Source organism: Actinomadura sp. 7K507 (genome assembly GCF_004348425.1).
Taxonomy (GTDB): Bacteria; Actinomycetota; Actinomycetes; order Streptosporangiales; family Streptosporangiaceae; genus Spirillospora.
Window position 1 is genome coordinate 1 of sequence record NZ_SMKK01000072.1, and the last position, 15,210, is coordinate 15,210.

Genomic DNA, 15,210 nt, shown 5'->3' on the forward strand with positions numbered 1-15,210 from the left:
GCCCTCCCCGCTTCCCACGGTCGGGAACCAGCCGAGCCGCACCCCGAACAGCCAGGTCAGCAGGATCGCGGTGGCGAACATCGGGGTGCTCGCGCCGATCACGACGGTGCTGCTCACCCAGCGGTCGACGGCGCCGCCCCGGCGGATGGCCGCCAGCAGGCCGAGCGCGATCCCGCCGATCAGGGCCAGTCCCCAGGCGCCCAGCAGGAGCGGCAGCGTGACGACGGCCGCCCGCTGCACGGACACGGTGACCGGCTCGCGCATGAGGAAGGAGTCGCCGAAGTCCAGGGCCGCCAGCGACTGCAGGTACTGCCCGTACTGCGCCGCCAGGGGGTCGTCGAGCCGATGGGCCTCCCGGATCGCCTGCCGCTGCTCGGCCGACGCGTACGGCCCCGCCAATGCCTGCTCGGCGCCGCCCGGCGCCGCGTAGACCAGGGCGAAGAGCACGAACGACACGACCAGGAGAACCGCGACCCCGCCGAGGAATCGGCCGCCGAGGAATCGGAGCGCCGGTCCGGCCCGGTTCGGCCGGACCCGCTCACGGCCCTTCAAGGTCACGGCGCCACCAGCGCCTCGGGCCACTGGGTCATCCACCAGAAGGTGCTCAGGGACGGGACGTCGAGGCCGTTGCGCCCGGCGATGAACACCTTGGGGGACGCGATCGGCACGTAGGGCACGTCGGCCTGCCCGAGCGTCAGGGCTTCGAGCAGCAGCGCGCCGCGCTTCGGGTCGTCGACGGCGAGTTTCCGGCTGTCGCCGAGCAGGGCGTCGACGTCGCCGTTGACATAGTCGGAGATGTTGGTCCCCGACCCTCCGGTGGTCACGGCGTTGGCGCCGTTGAGGACGTACATGGGCAGGTTGGACGCGTCGGGCGCGCTGCCGCTGAACATGTCGATCGAGACGCCATCGGTCTCGTGCTCGAAGTACACCGCGCTGTAGTAGGTCTGGTCGTCGACTTCGCGCACCTTGAGCTCGATCCCGATCTTGGCGAGGTCCTGGGCGGCCGTCTGGACGATGAGCGCGAGGGTGGGGTCACTGCCGGTGACCAGCACCTCGCTGGACACACCACCGGGGGACGAGGACTTCGCGATCTCGCTCCGTGCGGCGTCGAGGTCGAAGACGATGTCGTCGCCTAGCTTGGCGTAGGCGGTCCGCGTCGCCTCCTTGCCGGCCAGGCCGGCCATCACCGGTTCGGGGACGACGGTCGGGGCGGGGTCGGCGTTGCCGCCGAGCGCTCCCTTGATGATCGCCTGCCTGTTCAAAGCCTTCTGGAAAGCGCGCCGCAGATGGATGTCGTCCCACGGCTCGGTCTCGACGTTGAGGTTGAACTTGTACACCGACAGGTCGGCGCTGTCCGCGATCCGCATGCCGGGGAGACCGCGGATGGAGGCGACCTGCGGCAGCGGGACGTTGAGCATGCCGTCGTACTGGCGGGACTGCAGCGCGTTCATGCGGGCCGCGTCGTCACCGACCACGCCGAGCTTGACGGTCTTGAGTTCCGGCTTGTTCTCTCCCCAATAGCCGTCGTTGGCGTCGAGGGTGAGCTCGCGGGTGGGGGTGAAGGCGGCGAACTCGTACGGACCGGTGCCCATGTTGAGGACGTCCTGGGTGCCGACGCGCTTGCCGTTCTTGCCGTAGAAGCTCTCCGACACCATGCCGATCTGGGCGAGGACGGCGGTGAACTGCGGGTCGGGCGCGCTGAGCGAGACGGTGACCTCGCGGTCGCCGGTGACCTCGACCGACTTCACCTGGCCGAACAGTGCGGCGTTGACCGACTCCGAATCGTCGCCGGTGTGGAGATCGATGGAGAAGGCGGCGTCCTCTGCGGTGAACGGTGATCCGTCCCAGAACTCGACCCCGTCGCGGATGGTGAGGACGTAGGTCTTCGGGTCGGGGTTCTCGATGGCCGCGGCCAGCAGCGGTTTGAACTCGCCGCCGTCGTAGCGGACCAGCGGTTCCAGCGCGATGAGCAGCGAACCGCTCGCGAGGCTGCTGCTCTGCCGCGGGTCGAGGACCGGAGGAAGGACCGTGGTGAGCATGCTCACCGACGTCACGCTCCCGCGCGAGTCGCTGTTGCCGGTGCCGCCGCACGCGGTGGTCACGAGGGCCAGCACCGCGATCACCGCGATGCCGGCACGTCTGCGAAGGATGCGTCCGCCTCTAGCTGTCATGTCGCCTGCCCGAACGGAGGAGGTTGGATGCCAGGCAATATATATTGCATCCAATTCGATGACCAGACCTGCACGGCCGTTTTTCTCCCGAAGGAGGGGCGCGGCTAGGGCCGGGAGGCTGACGCGTGCTGAGCGGCGAGCCGTCGCAGCAGGTCGTTGCGCTGTTGCAGTTCCTCGTCCGTGCCGGGCACCATCATCGGGCCGTGCTCGGCGACGCTCGCCTGCGCCTTGTCGACGTGGCGGCGCTGCCGCCGCTCGTACCGCTCGCAGGCCGCCGGGATGTCGCCGGGTGTGCGCGCCACCTCCTCGGCCAGGTACTCGGCGGCCGTCATCGCGAGGCTGGTGCCCATCCCGGACAGCAACGACGCGCAGTGCGCCGCGTCGCCGATCAGTGCGACTCCGCCTCGCGACCACCGCGGCATGCGGGTCTGCGCGAGCGAGTCGAAGTAGAAGCCCGTGGTCCGGTCGTCGGCGAACGCCCCGCGCAGCCGCGGCAGCTCCCAGGCGTCCCCGCGGCCGAGGAAGTCGATCACGATGCGACGCTGCCGGTCGAGATCGCGATGGTCGTACTCGATCTCGTCGCTGCGCACCAGGATGTAGGCGAGCGGCCCGTCACCCACGTCACGCACCGCCGCCATGAGGCCCGGAACGCTGTACATCGCCTGGCGCCACGGCTCGTCCGGGTCGAGGTTGGCCAGCGCCACGTAGTAGCCCTGGTGCGCGAGGAAGTCCGACTCGGGACCGAAGGTCATCCGCCGGGTCGCCGAGTGCAGCCCGTCGGCGCCGACGACCAGGTCGAACGATTCCCGGCGCCCGTCGGTGAACCGCACCTCGACGGCGCTCTCGTCCGCCAGCTGCGCGATCGACGCCCCGAACCGGAAGTCCGCCCGGGGCTCCGCGGCCGCGAAGAGCAGGTCGTTGAGCCGGTCACGAGTGATTTCGAGGTCGTCGTCGGTCTCGTTGGCGAACCAGGCGAGATCGATGGTCGCGACGGGCAGGCCGGCCGCGTCGAGCACCGTGCCCGGCTCGGCCGGCGGAACCGTCTGCCGCCGCGCATCGTCCAGGATGCCCATCCGGGCGGCCGTTCCGAGCGCCTCACCCCGGATGTCGATCGGGGCGCCGCCGCGCCGCAGCCCGTCGCACAGCTCCACCACGGTGACATCGGCACCGTGACGGGAGAACCAGTAGGCGGCCGTGAGGCCCGCCATGCTCGCGCCGGACACCAGAACCTTCATCGCACTCGCTCCTCGCACACGGTAACCACATTCCATCATCGCGACTGATAGCATCCTATTCCATCTAAATTGGATGTAACTAGGTTCCCCGAAGGAGTTCTGGATGGGCGCCCATCCCCCGTCCCGACCCACCGCCCTCGCGCGGATGGCCGACGACCGCGTCCATCTGCGGCTGATGATGGCGCTGACCTTCACCACCGGCATGGTCGACGCGATCGGCTTCCTGGGGCTGGACCGGGTCTTCGTCGGCAACATGACCGGCAACGTGGTGATCCTCGGCATGGCGGTGGTCGGAACCGATGACTTCCCGGTGGTCGGCCCCGCTCTCGCGCTGATCGGGTTCCTGCTCGGCGCGGCGCACGGAGGGCGGGTGCTGCGCGGCGCTCCCCCCGGCTGGAGCGGCCGGGTGACCTCCTCCCTCGGGACGGTCGCCGCGATCACCCTCGTTCTCGGCGTCGCCGTCCTCGCCGCCGATCACCTCCCCGAGCCGCTGACCATCGCCACGACCAGCCTGCTCGGCGCCGCGATGGGCCTTCAAGCCGCCGTCGCGCGGCACATCGGCGTCGCCGAGGTGACCACCGTGGTCGTGACCTCGACACTGACCGCGCTCGCCTCGCAGTCGCGTATCGCCGGCGGCACCGGGGAACGCGGCGGGCGCCGCGCACTCGCCGCCGTCCTGATCCTCGCGGGCGCCGCGGCCGGCGCCGTCCTCCTGCGCGCCGGCGCCGGGGCGGGGCTGCTGGTGGCCGGCGCCATCATGGCCGCCGTCGCGGCGGTGGGAGCGGCGCACGCGCGGGCGGTCCGGTCCGGGCCCCTCCCGAGCAGCGCGCCGGTACAGGCGGAGCCGACGACATGACACTCAGCGCCTTCGATCTGTTCTCGATCGGCATCGGTCCGTCGAGTTCGCACACGGTCGGGCCGATGCGCGCGTCACGGATGTTCGTCGGCGAACTCCGCGCGAGCACCGGCCTCGCGGGAGTCCGTCGCCTGAGCGTGCGGCTGCTCGGCTCCCTCGGCGCCACGGGCCCCGGTCACGGCACACCGGGGGCCGTCCTGGCGGGACTCGAAGGCCGCCGCCCGGAATCCGTCGATCCCGCCCTGGTGGCGGCGAAGGCCGCCGGAACCGGCGGCGTCCTGCTCGGCGGCGAGACCCCCCTGTCCGCCGATGCGGTCATCATCGACCTCTGCCCAGGTGAGCGCCACCCGCGTCACCCGAACGCGCTTGAGTACACCGCCTACGGCGCCGATGGGGAAGCGCGCTTGGCGTGCACCTACTACTCGGTGGGCGGCGGCTTCGTCGAGCGCGACGGGGAGGTCGGCCGTCCGGTCCTGCCCGTGCCACTCGGATTCCGCACCGCGTCCGAGTTGCTCGCCCACTGCCGTGGGCACGACATCCCGATCAGCGAGGTGATGTGGCGCAACGAGTGCGCACGCCGGGCGCCCCGGGAGGTGCGCGACGGCCTCCTCGCCATCTGGGCCGCGATGTCCCGATCCATCGAGCGGGGGTTCCACACCTCGGGTGTCCTCCCCGGCGGGCTGCGCACCAGGCGGCGGGCGCCGGTCCTGTTCGAGCGGCTCTCCTCCCGCGGCGCGGAGGCGGCGCACTCGACCGAGTGGCTCGCCGCCGCCGCGATGGCGGTGAACGAGGAGAACGCCGCAGGCGGCCGGGTGGTGACGGCCCCGACCAACGGCGCCGCCGGGATCGTCCCCGCGGTGCTGTACTGGGCGCTGCGGCACCTCGAACCGGCCGACCATGACGATGCCGTCGTCCGGTTCCTGCTGTGCGCCGCCGCCATCGCCGTCCTGTTCAAGGAGGGCGCGTCGGTCTCCGGCGCCGAGGTCGGCTGCCAGGGCGAGGTCGGCTCCGCCTGCGCGATGGCGGCCGGCGCCGTCGCCGAGACGTTCGCGGGGACCCCGGCGCAGGTGGAGAACGCCGCCGAGATCGGCATCGAGCACAACCTCGGCCTCACCTGCGACCCGATCGCCGGACTGGTCCAGATTCCGTGCATCGAACGCAACGCGGTCGCGGCCGTGAAGGCGGTGACCGCGGCGCGGATCGCCCTGCACGGCGACGGGACGCACCGCGTGTTCCTCGACGACGCGATCGCGACCATGCGGCAGACCGGACTCGACATGCACAGCAAATACAAGGAGACATCGACCGGCGGGCTCGCGGTCAACGTGCCCGACTGCTGACCGCGACCACCTGAGACACTCGACCAAGGAGGGACGCCATGAGCGACATCGACGACACCATCCCCACCGATCCCGGCGACGAGCTCGTCTTCGCGAACGACCGGGTCCGTGTCTGGGCCATGAACCTGGGCCCCGGCGAGGCGATCTTCTTTCACGCTCACCAGCACGACCACCTGATCCTCTGGCCTCAGGCCGGCCGGGCCCGAGCCCACGACATCGACGAGGAGGACTGGGCGCACGTCCAGGACGCGCAGAAGAACTTCGCCTTCTTCAAGACCGTCGGGCGCGGGAACGCGCTGAAGCCGCACCGCCTCCGCAACCTGGAGGACCACCCGGTGACCCACTACATCATCGAGCTGATCAGCGAGGAGTCGCCGAGCGACGTCGAACTCCCGGCCGAGTCGAACGGGCGCGGCGAGATGTCGCGCCCCCACGTCGTCCTGGAGCCGGGCGAGCGGTTGGACCACCGGCACTGACCGGCCGGGCGGGCATGAGCCCCGGGTCCGGCGCGACGCCGGACCCGGGGCTTCGTCGTGCACTGCGGCCGCGTACGGTCAGCCCTCCAGGCCACCGCCGGCGACCAGCAGCTGGCCGGACACGTAGTCGGCCTCGGGGTAGGTGAGCATGACCACCGAGCCGGCCGCCTCGTCGGGGGTGCCGGGACGGCCCAGCGGGATCGCCGTCTTCATGGCTTCGAGCAGCTGCGGGTTCACGCCGACCTTGATCTCCCGGCCCTCGACGTTGATCGTGGAGCCCGCCGTGGCGCTCGCTTCGGTGAGACGGGTCGTGATGAAGCCGAACGCGACGCAGTTGACGTTGACGTTGTAGCGGCCCCACTCCTTGGCGAGCGACTTGGTGAGTCCGATGACACCGGCCTTGGCGGAGGAGTAGTTCGCCTGGCCGACGTTGCCGAAGGCCCCCGCGACCGACGAGATGTTGACGACCTTGCGGTGCACGGTCCTGCCTTCCGCCTTCTCCTTCTTGGCGGCGGCGCTGATCACCGGCTGCGCCGCGCGCAGGATGTCGAACGGCGCCTTCAGGTGCAGGTCGACGATCGCGTGCCACTGGTCGTCGGTCATCTTCTGGATGACCGAGTCCCAGGTGTATCCGGCGTTGTTGATGATGATGTCGATCCCGCCGAAGCCGTCCACCGCGGCGGACACGAACCGGTCGGCGAACCCGTCCGCCGTCACGCTGCCGGGCACGGCGACGGCCTCGCCGCCGAGATCCGCGATCTCCTTGACGACCGTGTTGGCCGGGCCCTCGTCGAGGTCGTTGACGACGACGCGGGCACCTTCGCTAGCGAGCTTGAGCGCGATCGAGCGGCCGATGCCGCGGCCGGCGCCGGTCACCAGAGCCGACTTGCCTTCGAGCTTTCCCATTTCGTCCCTTGCTGTCGAGGTAGGGGCGCGGCGGACGGCCGAACCCGAGCCGGCGGATCGGTCAGTCGACCGCGACCACGGCTTCTCCGGCCAACGTGACCGTTCCGTCCGCGAGGGTGACGGTCAGGTCGAGCGTCGCCAGTCGTTCACCGTCGGCCTCCTGGATCTCGCGGACCGCACCGGTGCATGTGGGCCGGCCGTGGACGGGTGTGACCGCGGCGAACCGCACCTTGTAGGAGCGGATCCTCTCGATGGGAAACGCGTCGGTCAGCACGCGGGCCAGATAGGCCATGGAGAGCATGCCGTGGGCGAATACGTCGTCCAGTCCTGCGGATCTGGCCACGTCCAGGTCGATGTGGATCGGGTGGTGGTCACCGGAGGCGCCGGCGAAGAGCGCGAGGGTGGTGCGCGAGATCGGCGGGACGACCAGTTCGTCGAGCACGGTTCCGGGCACGATGGCGGCGGTCATCAGGCGTTCACTCCGTTGAGTTCGCGCACGACCAGCGTGCTGCGCATGGTGACCACCGTCGTGCCGTGCTGGTCGGCGATGGGAACGTCGGTGACCAGGAACTTCAATGCGCCGCCTCGCTTCTCGAACACGTCGGCCACGGTCGACGACGACGTCAGCTCGTCGCCCGCGTGCGCCACCCCGTGGTAGGTGAACTCCTGCTCGCCGTGCAGGAGAGCACGCGGATCGACTCCGATCTCCGTGAGATAGCCCAGCGGATCGGGCATCTCGAGGTCGACGCCGAAGTAGAAGGTCGGGGGCACGGGAAGGTCGTGGTGGCCCGCCCGCCGGGCGGCCTCGACGTCGGTGAACACCGGGTCGGTCTGGCCGGTGGCCTTGGCGAACACCCGCAGCCGGCTGCGGGTCACCAGCAGGGTGCCGCCGGGCCGGGTCTGGCCGATGAGCGAGGAGTCGAGCGCCATCAGCCGTCGGCCTTCTTGTACATGGTGACCACGCAGGCCCCGCCGAGCCCCAGATTGTGCTGGAGGGCGCAGTCGACACCGTCGACCTGGCGCGCCGCGGCCTCACCACGCAGCTGCCACACGAGTTCGGCGCACTGCGCCAGGCCGGTCGCTCCGAGCGGGTGGCCCTTCGAGATCAGCCCGCCCGACGGGTTGGTCACCACACGGCCGCCATAGGTGTTGTCGCCGTCGAGGACGAACTTGTCCGCGGTGCCCTCGGGGGTGAGGCCGAGCGCCTCATAAGTGAGGAACTCGTTGGTGGTGAAGCAGTCGTGGAGCTCGACGACGCGAACGTCCTCGGGACCGATCCCGCTCTCCTCGTACACCGCCGTGGACGCGTTGACCGCCATGTCGTAACCGACCAGCCGCCTCATATCGCCCTCGAACGCGCCGGGCGTGTCGGTGACCATGGACTGACCGGCGATGACGACGTCGGAGCGCAGGCCATGCTTCTTGGCGTAGTCGGGGGACACGACGACCGCGGCGGCGGCACCGCAGGTGGGCGGGCAGCACTGGAACCGTGTCAGGGGGCCGTAGATATGCGGGGAGGCCATGACCTCCTCGAAGCTCAGCGGGTCGCGGAACACGGCATAGGGGTTGTTCGCCGCGTGCTTGCGCGACTTCACCGTGATGTGCGCGAAGACCGACGGATCGATTCCGTGGTCCTCTACGTACTGCTGGCCGGCACCGCCGAAGAACGTCGCCGCGTTCGGGACCGACGCGTCCGGTACCCCGCTCACCCGGTCGCGCACCTGCTCGAAGCTCTCCAGGGCCCCCGGGCGATCGGAGTACACCTGCTGGATCGCACCCGGCACCATCTGCTCGAAGCCGAGCGCGAGCGCGACGTCGACCATGCCGCCGGCGACGGCCTGCCGGGCCATGAAGAGAGCGGACGAGCCGGTGGAGCAGTTGTTGTTGACGTTGACGACCGGAACGCCGGTCTGACCGAGGCGGTACAGGGCCTTCTGCCCCGAGGTCGAGTCACCGAAGACGTACCCGACATAGGCGTGCTGGACGGCGTCGTAGCCGATGCCCGCATCCGCGAGGGCGCGACGGGCGGCCTCCGCGCCCATCACGTCATAGGCGTCGCTCTTCCCCGGCTTGGCGAAGGGGATCATCCCCACACCGGCGACCGCCACATTGTCCGACATCGTGACCTCCTTACTCGTGTACTCGTGCGTGAGTACGTGACTCGTTGATTCGTGCCGCGCGGGGCGGCCACGACGCTTCGTCATCCCGCCGCGGCGCGGACGGCTCGGCGCCCGGAGTGCGGGAGAACCGCGGTGCCGGCCTGGGCTGGGGGACGCCGTCGAGCTCGGTGAAGGTGCCGCGGTCGCGCAGATGCTCGTGATCGAGCGCTTCGGCGTAGGTGAGGACGGGTGTCACGCAGGCATCGGTACCTGCGAAGATCTCCGTCCACTCCGCCATGGTCTTGGACGCGAACGCCGCCGCGAACGCCGCGCGCAGCTCGTCGGCTCGCGTCTGGTCATGCTGGTCCGGGAGTTCGACGGGATCGAGACCGAGAAGCCGCGCGGCGACCGCGAAGAACTGCGGCTCGATGCAGCCCACCGCCATGCTGCGCCCGTCGGCGCAGAGGTAGGTGTCGTAGTACGGCCGGGAACCGTCGAGAAGGTTCCGGCCGCGTTCGTCGAACCAGGCCCCGGTCCCCCGCATCGACCACATCAGGGTGGCGAGCACGCTCGCGCCATCGCACATCGCGGCGTCCACGACCTGTCCCAGGCCCGACCCCTGCCGCTCGAAGAGCGCCGCCAGCACGCCGGCGACAAGGAACATCGCGCCGCCGCCGTAGTCGCCGACCAGGTTCAGCGGCGGGACCGGACGCTCCCCGGAACGGCCGATGTTCTCCAGGACGCCGGTCACCGAGATGTAGTTGATGTCGTGGCCGGCCGTGGCCGCCAGGGGGCCTTCCTGACCCCACCCGGTCATCCGTCCGTACACGAGGCGCGGGTTACGGGCCATGCATTCCTCGGGACCGAGCCCGAGGCGCTCGGTGACGCCGGGACGAAACCCCTCGACCAGAACGTCGGCGTGATCCACCAGCGTGATCACGCGTTCGAGGTCGGAGGGGCTCTTGAGGTCGGCGGTCATGATGCGTCGACCGCGATGGGTGTAGTCGACCGGTCCGCGGTTCTCCTCGGCGCGGTCGACGCGGACGACGTCCGCGCCGAGATCGGCCAGGATCATGCACGCGAGAGGGGCGGGTCCGATGCCGCCCAGCTCGACGACGCGGAGCCCGACGAGCGGCCCCTGAGCCATATGGATCTTCCTTCGTAGCCGTGGAATGCGTGGAGCGCGCTGCGGGCTCACAGCGACCGCGCGACGAGGTCCTTCATGACTTCGTTGGCGCCGCCATAGATCTTCTGGATCCGGGCGTCCTCGTACATCCGGGCGATCGGATACTCCCGCATGTAGCCGTAGCCGCCGTGGAGCTGGAGGCAGCGGTCGACCGTCCGGACCTGCTGTTCGGTGAGCCACCACTTGGCCATTGCGGCCGTGGCCGCGTCGAGCTCGCCGGCGATGTGGCGCTCGATGCACGAATCGAGGAAGACCCGCGCGATGTGCGCGACACTGGCGGCCTCGGCGAGCTCGAACCTGGTGTTCTGGAAGTCGAACAACGTCTGCCCGAAGGCCTGGCGCTTCTTGGTGTAGCCGACGGTCTCGCGCAGCGCGTACTCGAGGCCGGCGACGGCGACGGCACCCAGGAGCAGCCGCTCCTGGGCAAGCTGGGTCATCAGCTGCCCGAAGCCCTTTCCGGGGACGCCGCCGAGGATGTTCTCCCGGGGCACGCGGAGGCCGTCGAAGAAGAGCTCGGAGGTGTCGGCGCCGTGCTGCCCGACCTTCTCCAGGATCCGGCCGCGCACGAAGCCCGGAGCGTCGCGCGCGTCCACGAGCACCAGGGAGATGCCCTTGTGGCCTGCTTCGGGGTCGGTCCTGACGACGACGAGCACCAGGTCGGCGGTGTGACCGTTCGAGATGAAGGTCTTCGCACCGTCGATGACCAAGTGGTCGCCGTCGTCGGCCGCCCTGGTGCGCACGCTCTTCAGGTCAGACCCGGCGCCGGGCTCGGTCATCGCGATCGCACCGACGACCTCGCCGGAGGCCATCGGCGGCAGCCAGGCCCGGCGTTGCTCCTCGGTGCCGTACGCCAGGATGTAGTGGGCGACGATCCCGCTGTGGACCATGTTGCCCCAGGACGTCTCACCGGCCGCGGCCTGCGCCTCGCAGACGGCGATGTCGTGGGCGATCGTCCCTCCCCCGCCGCCGTACTCCTCGGGGATCGAGCAGCACAGCAGACCCAGCTCGCCGGCGCGCCTCCACACGGCGCGGTCGACGAATCGCTGGCGCTCCCACTTCTCACGGTGCGCGAGCACCTCGGTCTCGATGAACTTGCCTGAGACCTCGAGGACCGCCCGGACGGAACCGTCCTTCCACGCGGATACGTAGGCGCGACTCACTCCCACCCGCCTATATCCAAACTGATATTCACATCACCCTCCACGTATGCTGCGTCTGAGCTGTAACTTCAAGGATCACTCTGACTGCTTCACGAGAGGATACTTATTTGAGATTCACTTCTTGTCAAGGGGGCGTGCATGCGAACCTGCCCGGTCCGTGAGGCCGGGTCGAGTCGGTGGGGTCCCCCGAGAAGGAGTGTCAGCGGTGTGCGGTCACTCCGACCGGGCGTCGAGCAGCACCGCGAGGACGATCTCGGCAAGGTCGCCCTGGAAGGACACGGACCGCGAGAGGTGCGGTACGCGATGGAGGTCCGCGATGACGAAGAGGGCGATCTGCACCCTGACGCGGGCTTCACGCACTCCGGTGCGCGGAGACGCCTGCTGAAGCAGCGTCACCCACTCCGTCACGTACTCGCGTTGCGCAGCCTTCGCCGCGGCCGCGAGCCCGTCTTCGACCGAGGGGTCTTCGATGATCCAAGCCCAGGTGCGGGAGAGCGGGATGTAGGAGCGAACCAGTCTCCGCAGTGCCTCCACGACCGTCCCGGAGGACGCCAGGGCGTCGTCAACACCGATCCACAGCGCGTGGGTCCCGCGTTCCAGCACGGCGCGCAACACATCGATCTTGTCCTCGAAGTACGAGTAGAGGCTGGGGCCTGAGACGTCCGCGGCGGCACCGATCTGGGCCATCGACGTGTCGTGATACCCGCGTTCACCGAACTGCGCCGCGGCCGAGATCAAGAGCCGCTCGCGCGTCGACACGGGAACCATGCGGTCCGTCCGCCGCCCGGCGGGCGTGTCTCCCGAAACGAGATCGACGGTCGCGACGGCGTGCAGCGCAGCGCGGACGAGCGGCAGCTTCACGCTCATCGGCGAGCCGATCGCCTGTCGGCCGACGCATGACATCAGGGACTGGATCGCCCAGGTCAGCAGTTCCCCGTGCACGGCACCCAGGTCAGGCCGCCGCTCGCGAAGCGCCGGCACCAGGGACTGGTTCCACACACGCATCCTGCGCCGCAGATCGTGACGCCGCCCCTCAGGAAGGTAACGGATCTCATGGGCCCAGAGGTCGGAAAGATAGGGCCGGTCGACGATCCGTGTGATCACATGCTCGACCATCTCGTCGTAGGTGGTGCAGGCCACGGGTTCGTCGAGCCACCCGAAGTTGTCGGCGATCACCTCCTCCAGCAGCACGGTCTTGTTGCCGAAGTGCCGGTACAGCGCACTGGCCGTGATACCGACCTGTTCAGCGATCAAAGCCATGGACACATTGGGGTAGCCCCTGGCAACGAACAGGTCGCGTGCGGCGAGCAGGATCTGTTCCTTGCGGTCGCGCGGGCGCCGGCGAGGGCGGTCGTTGGACTCGGGCGAGGTGGGCACGCGGCAAGCCTAGAGTCCGCACCACCCTGCACCTGGATCGGACCTGGTCACCGCTGATGCACACCGATGTTGCCCGGTCGGCGGCCTGATGGTGTACGCGCGAAGCGACGCCGACCGTCCTCTGTCGATACGCGTTGGGTGCCGGGCGGGGCAGGCTTGTCCGCGGGGAAAGGATCGCTCATCTCCGTAGGCGGCCTGCTGTGCCTCCCGCGCCGAGGATCTCGGTCGGCTGGGCGACGAGACTGGCGCACCGTCCGGAAGTGAGAAGCTATTGAGAGGTTCCACCCGTGCAGCAGGGGGCAGCGTGTCTAGTACTCAGCCGGTTCGCGGGCGGCCGGTCGGGTCCAGAGGTGAAGACACCCGGAGGCGCATCATCGCGGCCACGATGCGTTGCGTGGCCGAGGTCGGCTACTCGCGAGCGACCATCCGCGAGATCGCACGCGTGGCCCAGATGACCAGTGGGAGCCTGTACCACTACTTCCCCAACAAGTCGGATCTCATCAAGGCCGCGTTCGTCGAACTCGCAGAGATCTCGGTACCCCGGCTGGCCACGGCCGCCGACCAGGCGTCCGGCGTCCTGGACAAGCTGATGGCCGTGTTCGACGAGGGCGATCAGCTGATGCGCGACTATCCCCACGCGTCGGCGTTCGACCGCGCGCTCCGGGCGGAGAGCCCCGCGAACCTCCACCTGGTGGAGGACAGCGACGCGATCTTCACCTCTTTCCGTGAGGTCATCGTCGGCATCATCGAACAGGCCGACCGGGAAGGGGCCCTCGGGGTGGGCACCGACGTCGAGAGCGCCGCGAACGCCGTCTACGCGCTGATGCAGGGCTTGTACGACCATGCGGCCGCGGTGCCGCCCGACCAGTATCACGCGACCGTGCGGGCGTCGAAGCTGCTCATCGGCGGCGCTCTGTTCGACTACGCCAAGTTCGCCTAGCTCGCCTGCGTCCAGGTCTTGACGGGGCGCGGTGTGACCTCCACCATATTAATCAACCGGTTGATTAATTATCGCCGAGTGAGAGGGAACCGCACCGATGCCAACGACACGGCCCGGGGAATGGATCGACACGGCGCTGAGCCTCGCCGAGATCGACGCCGACAAGTTCGGCTCACAGATCTCCACCGACCGCTACACCTCCCGAGAGTTCCAGGAGCGCGAGCGGGAACTGATCTGGACGAAGACCTGGCAGGTCGTCGGGCGGGTCAGCGAACTGCCCAAGACCGGCGACTGGAAGACCTACCGGCTCTTCGACCAGTCCTACATCATCGTCCGCGGGAAGGACGGCCTGATCCGCGGGTTCGTCAACGCCTGCCGGCATCGCGGCAACCTGATCTGCCAGGGCAACACGGGCAACAGCAAGCAGTTCCTATGCCAGTACCACCTGTGGTCCTACGACCTGAACGGGAAACTGCGCGGCATTCTGCGGGAGAACATCCAAGGCCCCATCGACAAGGACGAGAACTCGCTCCTGCCCGTGGCGGTCGATACTTTCGCCGGCTTCATCTTCCTCAACCCCGACCTCGACGCCGAGCCGCTCTCCGAATACATCGGCGACGAGGTCGCCGAGCTCCTGGCCCCCTATCACCTTGACGAGATGACCACGGTCATGGACGTCCGCGAGGCCCTGGAGTGCAACTGGAAGGTCGTCATGGACGCCTTCCAGGAGGGGTACCACATCTCCGGGGTGCATCCGCAACTCCTCCAGCAGATCGACATCAACCCGACCCAGAGCCGCTACCGCTTCTTCGACGACCACGCCGTAGCCTGCTCCCCCTTCGACGTGGCCAATGCGCAGAAATTCGGCCCGGAAGAGCACGTCGAGGGAATCCGGAAGCTTCCGGAGACCTTTCCCACGCTGACTTCCATCCTGCCCCGCTTCGACGAACTCGTCGCCTCCTACCGACAGGAGAACGGGCAACTGGAGTTTCCGGAGGGCACCACCGCCCGCACCATCCTGCAGCAGGCGGCCCGCGACACCTTCACCGGCATGGGCCTGGACGTGAGCCGGCTGACCGACGCCCAGATGAGCGACAACCAGGGCTGGGTGCTCTTTCCGAACTTCTTCATGACGATCCGCGCGGGCGAGTGCCACGTCATCATGGCTACGCCGCACCCCGGCGGGGATCCTAACAGGTGCGTCTGGCATGTGAGCAGCTACATGTGGCTGCCCGACGACCTGGTCGATCAGTTCCGCGCGGAACCGATCGAGGTCACAGAGCCGGGAAGCCACGAATACTTCCTCGCGCTCCAGCAGGACTTCGAACAGATGCAGCGCCAGCAGAACGGACTGCGCAACGAGCGGCTCGATCACCTCTCCCTGGTGAAGGAGGAGGTCGTCGTCGCCCACTTCCACTCCGTCCTTGACCGCCACCTCGCCGCCACCACGACTTCCTGAAAGGC

At 69.0% G+C, this 15,210-nt stretch carries 15 protein-coding genes; 5 read left to right on the plus strand and 10 right to left on the minus strand.

Annotated elements, in window-relative coordinates; genetic code table 11:
- From E1285_RS17980 to E1285_RS17990, 3 genes are all read right to left on the minus strand, one after another.
- On the minus strand, positions 1-558 hold a 558-nt coding region (locus tag E1285_RS17980; RefSeq protein ID WP_132153487.1), incomplete at its 3' end, for an ABC transporter permease.
- Positions 555-2,171 (minus strand): ABC transporter substrate-binding protein, encoded by a 1,617-nt coding sequence (locus tag E1285_RS17985; RefSeq protein WP_132153489.1) that lies wholly within the window; start codon positions 2,169-2,171, stop codon positions 555-557. The genes E1285_RS17985 and E1285_RS17980, both read right to left, overlap by 4 nt.
- A gap of 104 nt (positions 2,172-2,275) precedes the next feature.
- Positions 2,276-3,406 carry an FAD-dependent monooxygenase gene (locus E1285_RS17990; protein ID WP_165966661.1) on the minus strand — a complete coding sequence of 377 codons (1,131 nt, stop codon included), beginning with the start codon at positions 3,404-3,406 and terminating at the stop codon, positions 2,276-2,278.
- Positions 3,407-3,509: 103 nt separating this feature from the next.
- Here E1285_RS17990 and E1285_RS17995 point away from each other — a divergent pair, with 103 nt between their 5' ends.
- Genes E1285_RS17995 through E1285_RS18005 form a run of 3 tightly spaced genes read left to right on the plus strand, consistent with a single transcriptional unit; the run spans position 3,510 to position 6,078 of the window.
- Positions 3,510-4,262, plus strand: a complete 753-nt coding sequence (locus tag E1285_RS17995) for a YoaK family protein (RefSeq protein WP_132153493.1) — start codon at positions 3,510-3,512, stop codon at positions 4,260-4,262.
- On the plus strand, positions 4,259-5,602 hold the full coding sequence (locus tag E1285_RS18000; RefSeq protein ID WP_132153495.1) for an L-serine ammonia-lyase: 1,344 nt from the start codon (positions 4,259-4,261) through the stop codon (positions 5,600-5,602). The genes E1285_RS17995 and E1285_RS18000 overlap by 4 nt, the downstream gene beginning before the upstream one ends.
- A gap of 38 nt (positions 5,603-5,640) precedes the next feature.
- On the plus strand, positions 5,641-6,078 hold the full coding sequence (locus tag E1285_RS18005) for a hypothetical protein (RefSeq protein WP_132153497.1): 438 nt from the start codon (positions 5,641-5,643) through the stop codon (positions 6,076-6,078).
- A gap of 78 nt (positions 6,079-6,156) precedes the next feature.
- Here E1285_RS18005 and E1285_RS18010 read toward each other — a convergent pair whose 3' ends face one another.
- From E1285_RS18010 to E1285_RS18040, 7 genes are all read right to left on the minus strand, one after another.
- Positions 6,157-6,984, minus strand: coding sequence for an SDR family NAD(P)-dependent oxidoreductase (locus E1285_RS18010; protein WP_132153499.1), 828 nt, complete (start codon positions 6,982-6,984; stop codon positions 6,157-6,159).
- Between the two features lie 61 nt (positions 6,985-7,045).
- Entirely contained in the window at positions 7,046-7,453 is a 408-nt protein-coding gene (locus tag E1285_RS18015) for a MaoC/PaaZ C-terminal domain-containing protein (protein WP_132153501.1), read from the minus strand.
- Complete coding sequence (locus E1285_RS18020) at positions 7,453-7,914, minus strand: MaoC family dehydratase N-terminal domain-containing protein (RefSeq protein ID WP_132153503.1); 462 nt, start codon at positions 7,912-7,914, stop codon at positions 7,453-7,455. Before E1285_RS18020 ends, E1285_RS18015 begins: the two co-directional genes overlap by 1 nt.
- Complete coding sequence (locus tag E1285_RS18025) at positions 7,914-9,104, minus strand: lipid-transfer protein (RefSeq protein WP_132153505.1); 1,191 nt, start codon at positions 9,102-9,104, stop codon at positions 7,914-7,916. The genes E1285_RS18020 and E1285_RS18025 overlap by 1 nt, the downstream gene beginning before the upstream one ends.
- Positions 9,105-9,114: 10 nt before the next feature.
- A complete protein-coding gene (locus E1285_RS18030; RefSeq protein WP_132153507.1) occupies positions 9,115-10,230 on the minus strand; it encodes a CaiB/BaiF CoA-transferase family protein in 1,116 nt (371 codons plus the stop codon).
- Positions 10,231-10,277: 47 nt separating this feature from the next.
- Positions 10,278-11,429: an acyl-CoA dehydrogenase family protein gene (locus E1285_RS18035; RefSeq protein WP_132153509.1), complete on the minus strand. Its 1,152-nt coding sequence runs from the start codon at positions 11,427-11,429 to the stop codon at positions 10,278-10,280.
- 213 nt (positions 11,430-11,642) lie between these two features.
- On the minus strand, positions 11,643-12,806 hold the full coding sequence (locus E1285_RS18040) for a TetR/AcrR family transcriptional regulator (RefSeq protein WP_132153511.1): 1,164 nt from the start codon (positions 12,804-12,806) through the stop codon (positions 11,643-11,645).
- Between the two features lie 304 nt (positions 12,807-13,110).
- Between E1285_RS18040 and E1285_RS18045 the strand changes: the two genes are divergently transcribed.
- Together E1285_RS18045 and E1285_RS18050 are read left to right on the plus strand one after the other, a co-directional pair.
- On the plus strand, positions 13,111-13,746 hold the full coding sequence (locus tag E1285_RS18045) for a TetR/AcrR family transcriptional regulator (RefSeq protein WP_279510075.1): 636 nt from the start codon (positions 13,111-13,113) through the stop codon (positions 13,744-13,746).
- A gap of 97 nt (positions 13,747-13,843) precedes the next feature.
- Positions 13,844-15,205, plus strand: coding sequence for an aromatic ring-hydroxylating dioxygenase subunit alpha (locus tag E1285_RS18050; protein WP_132153515.1), 1,362 nt, complete (start codon positions 13,844-13,846; stop codon positions 15,203-15,205).
- Positions 15,206-15,210: the final 5 nt, after the last annotated feature.

Bases quoted from the DNA above. Each gene is read 5' to 3' on its own strand.
- E1285_RS17990 (WP_165966661.1), bottom strand. From the start codon at position 3,406: ATGAAGGTTCTGGTGTCCGGCGCGAGCATGGCGGGCCTCACGGCCGCC.
- E1285_RS18025 (WP_132153505.1), bottom strand. From the start codon at position 9,104: ATGTCGGACAATGTGGCGGTCGCCGGTGTGGGGATGATCCCCTTCGCC.
- E1285_RS18015 (WP_132153501.1), bottom strand. From the start codon at position 7,453: ATGACCGCCGCCATCGTGCCCGGAACCGTGCTCGACGAACTGGTCGTC.
- E1285_RS18005 (WP_132153497.1), top strand. From the start codon at position 5,641: ATGAGCGACATCGACGACACCATCCCCACCGATCCCGGCGACGAGCTC.
- E1285_RS18030 (WP_132153507.1), bottom strand. From the start codon at position 10,230: ATGGCTCAGGGGCCGCTCGTCGGGCTCCGCGTCGTCGAGCTGGGCGGC.
- E1285_RS18010 (WP_132153499.1), bottom strand. From the start codon at position 6,984: ATGGGAAAGCTCGAAGGCAAGTCGGCTCTGGTGACCGGCGCCGGCCGC.
- E1285_RS18050 (WP_132153515.1), top strand. From the start codon at position 13,844: ATGCCAACGACACGGCCCGGGGAATGGATCGACACGGCGCTGAGCCTC.
- E1285_RS17995 (WP_132153493.1), top strand. From the start codon at position 3,510: ATGGGCGCCCATCCCCCGTCCCGACCCACCGCCCTCGCGCGGATGGCC.
- E1285_RS18000 (WP_132153495.1), top strand. From the start codon at position 4,259: ATGACACTCAGCGCCTTCGATCTGTTCTCGATCGGCATCGGTCCGTCG.
- E1285_RS18020 (WP_132153503.1), bottom strand. From the start codon at position 7,914: ATGGCGCTCGACTCCTCGCTCATCGGCCAGACCCGGCCCGGCGGCACC.
- E1285_RS17985 (WP_132153489.1), bottom strand. From the start codon at position 2,171: ATGACAGCTAGAGGCGGACGCATCCTTCGCAGACGTGCCGGCATCGCG.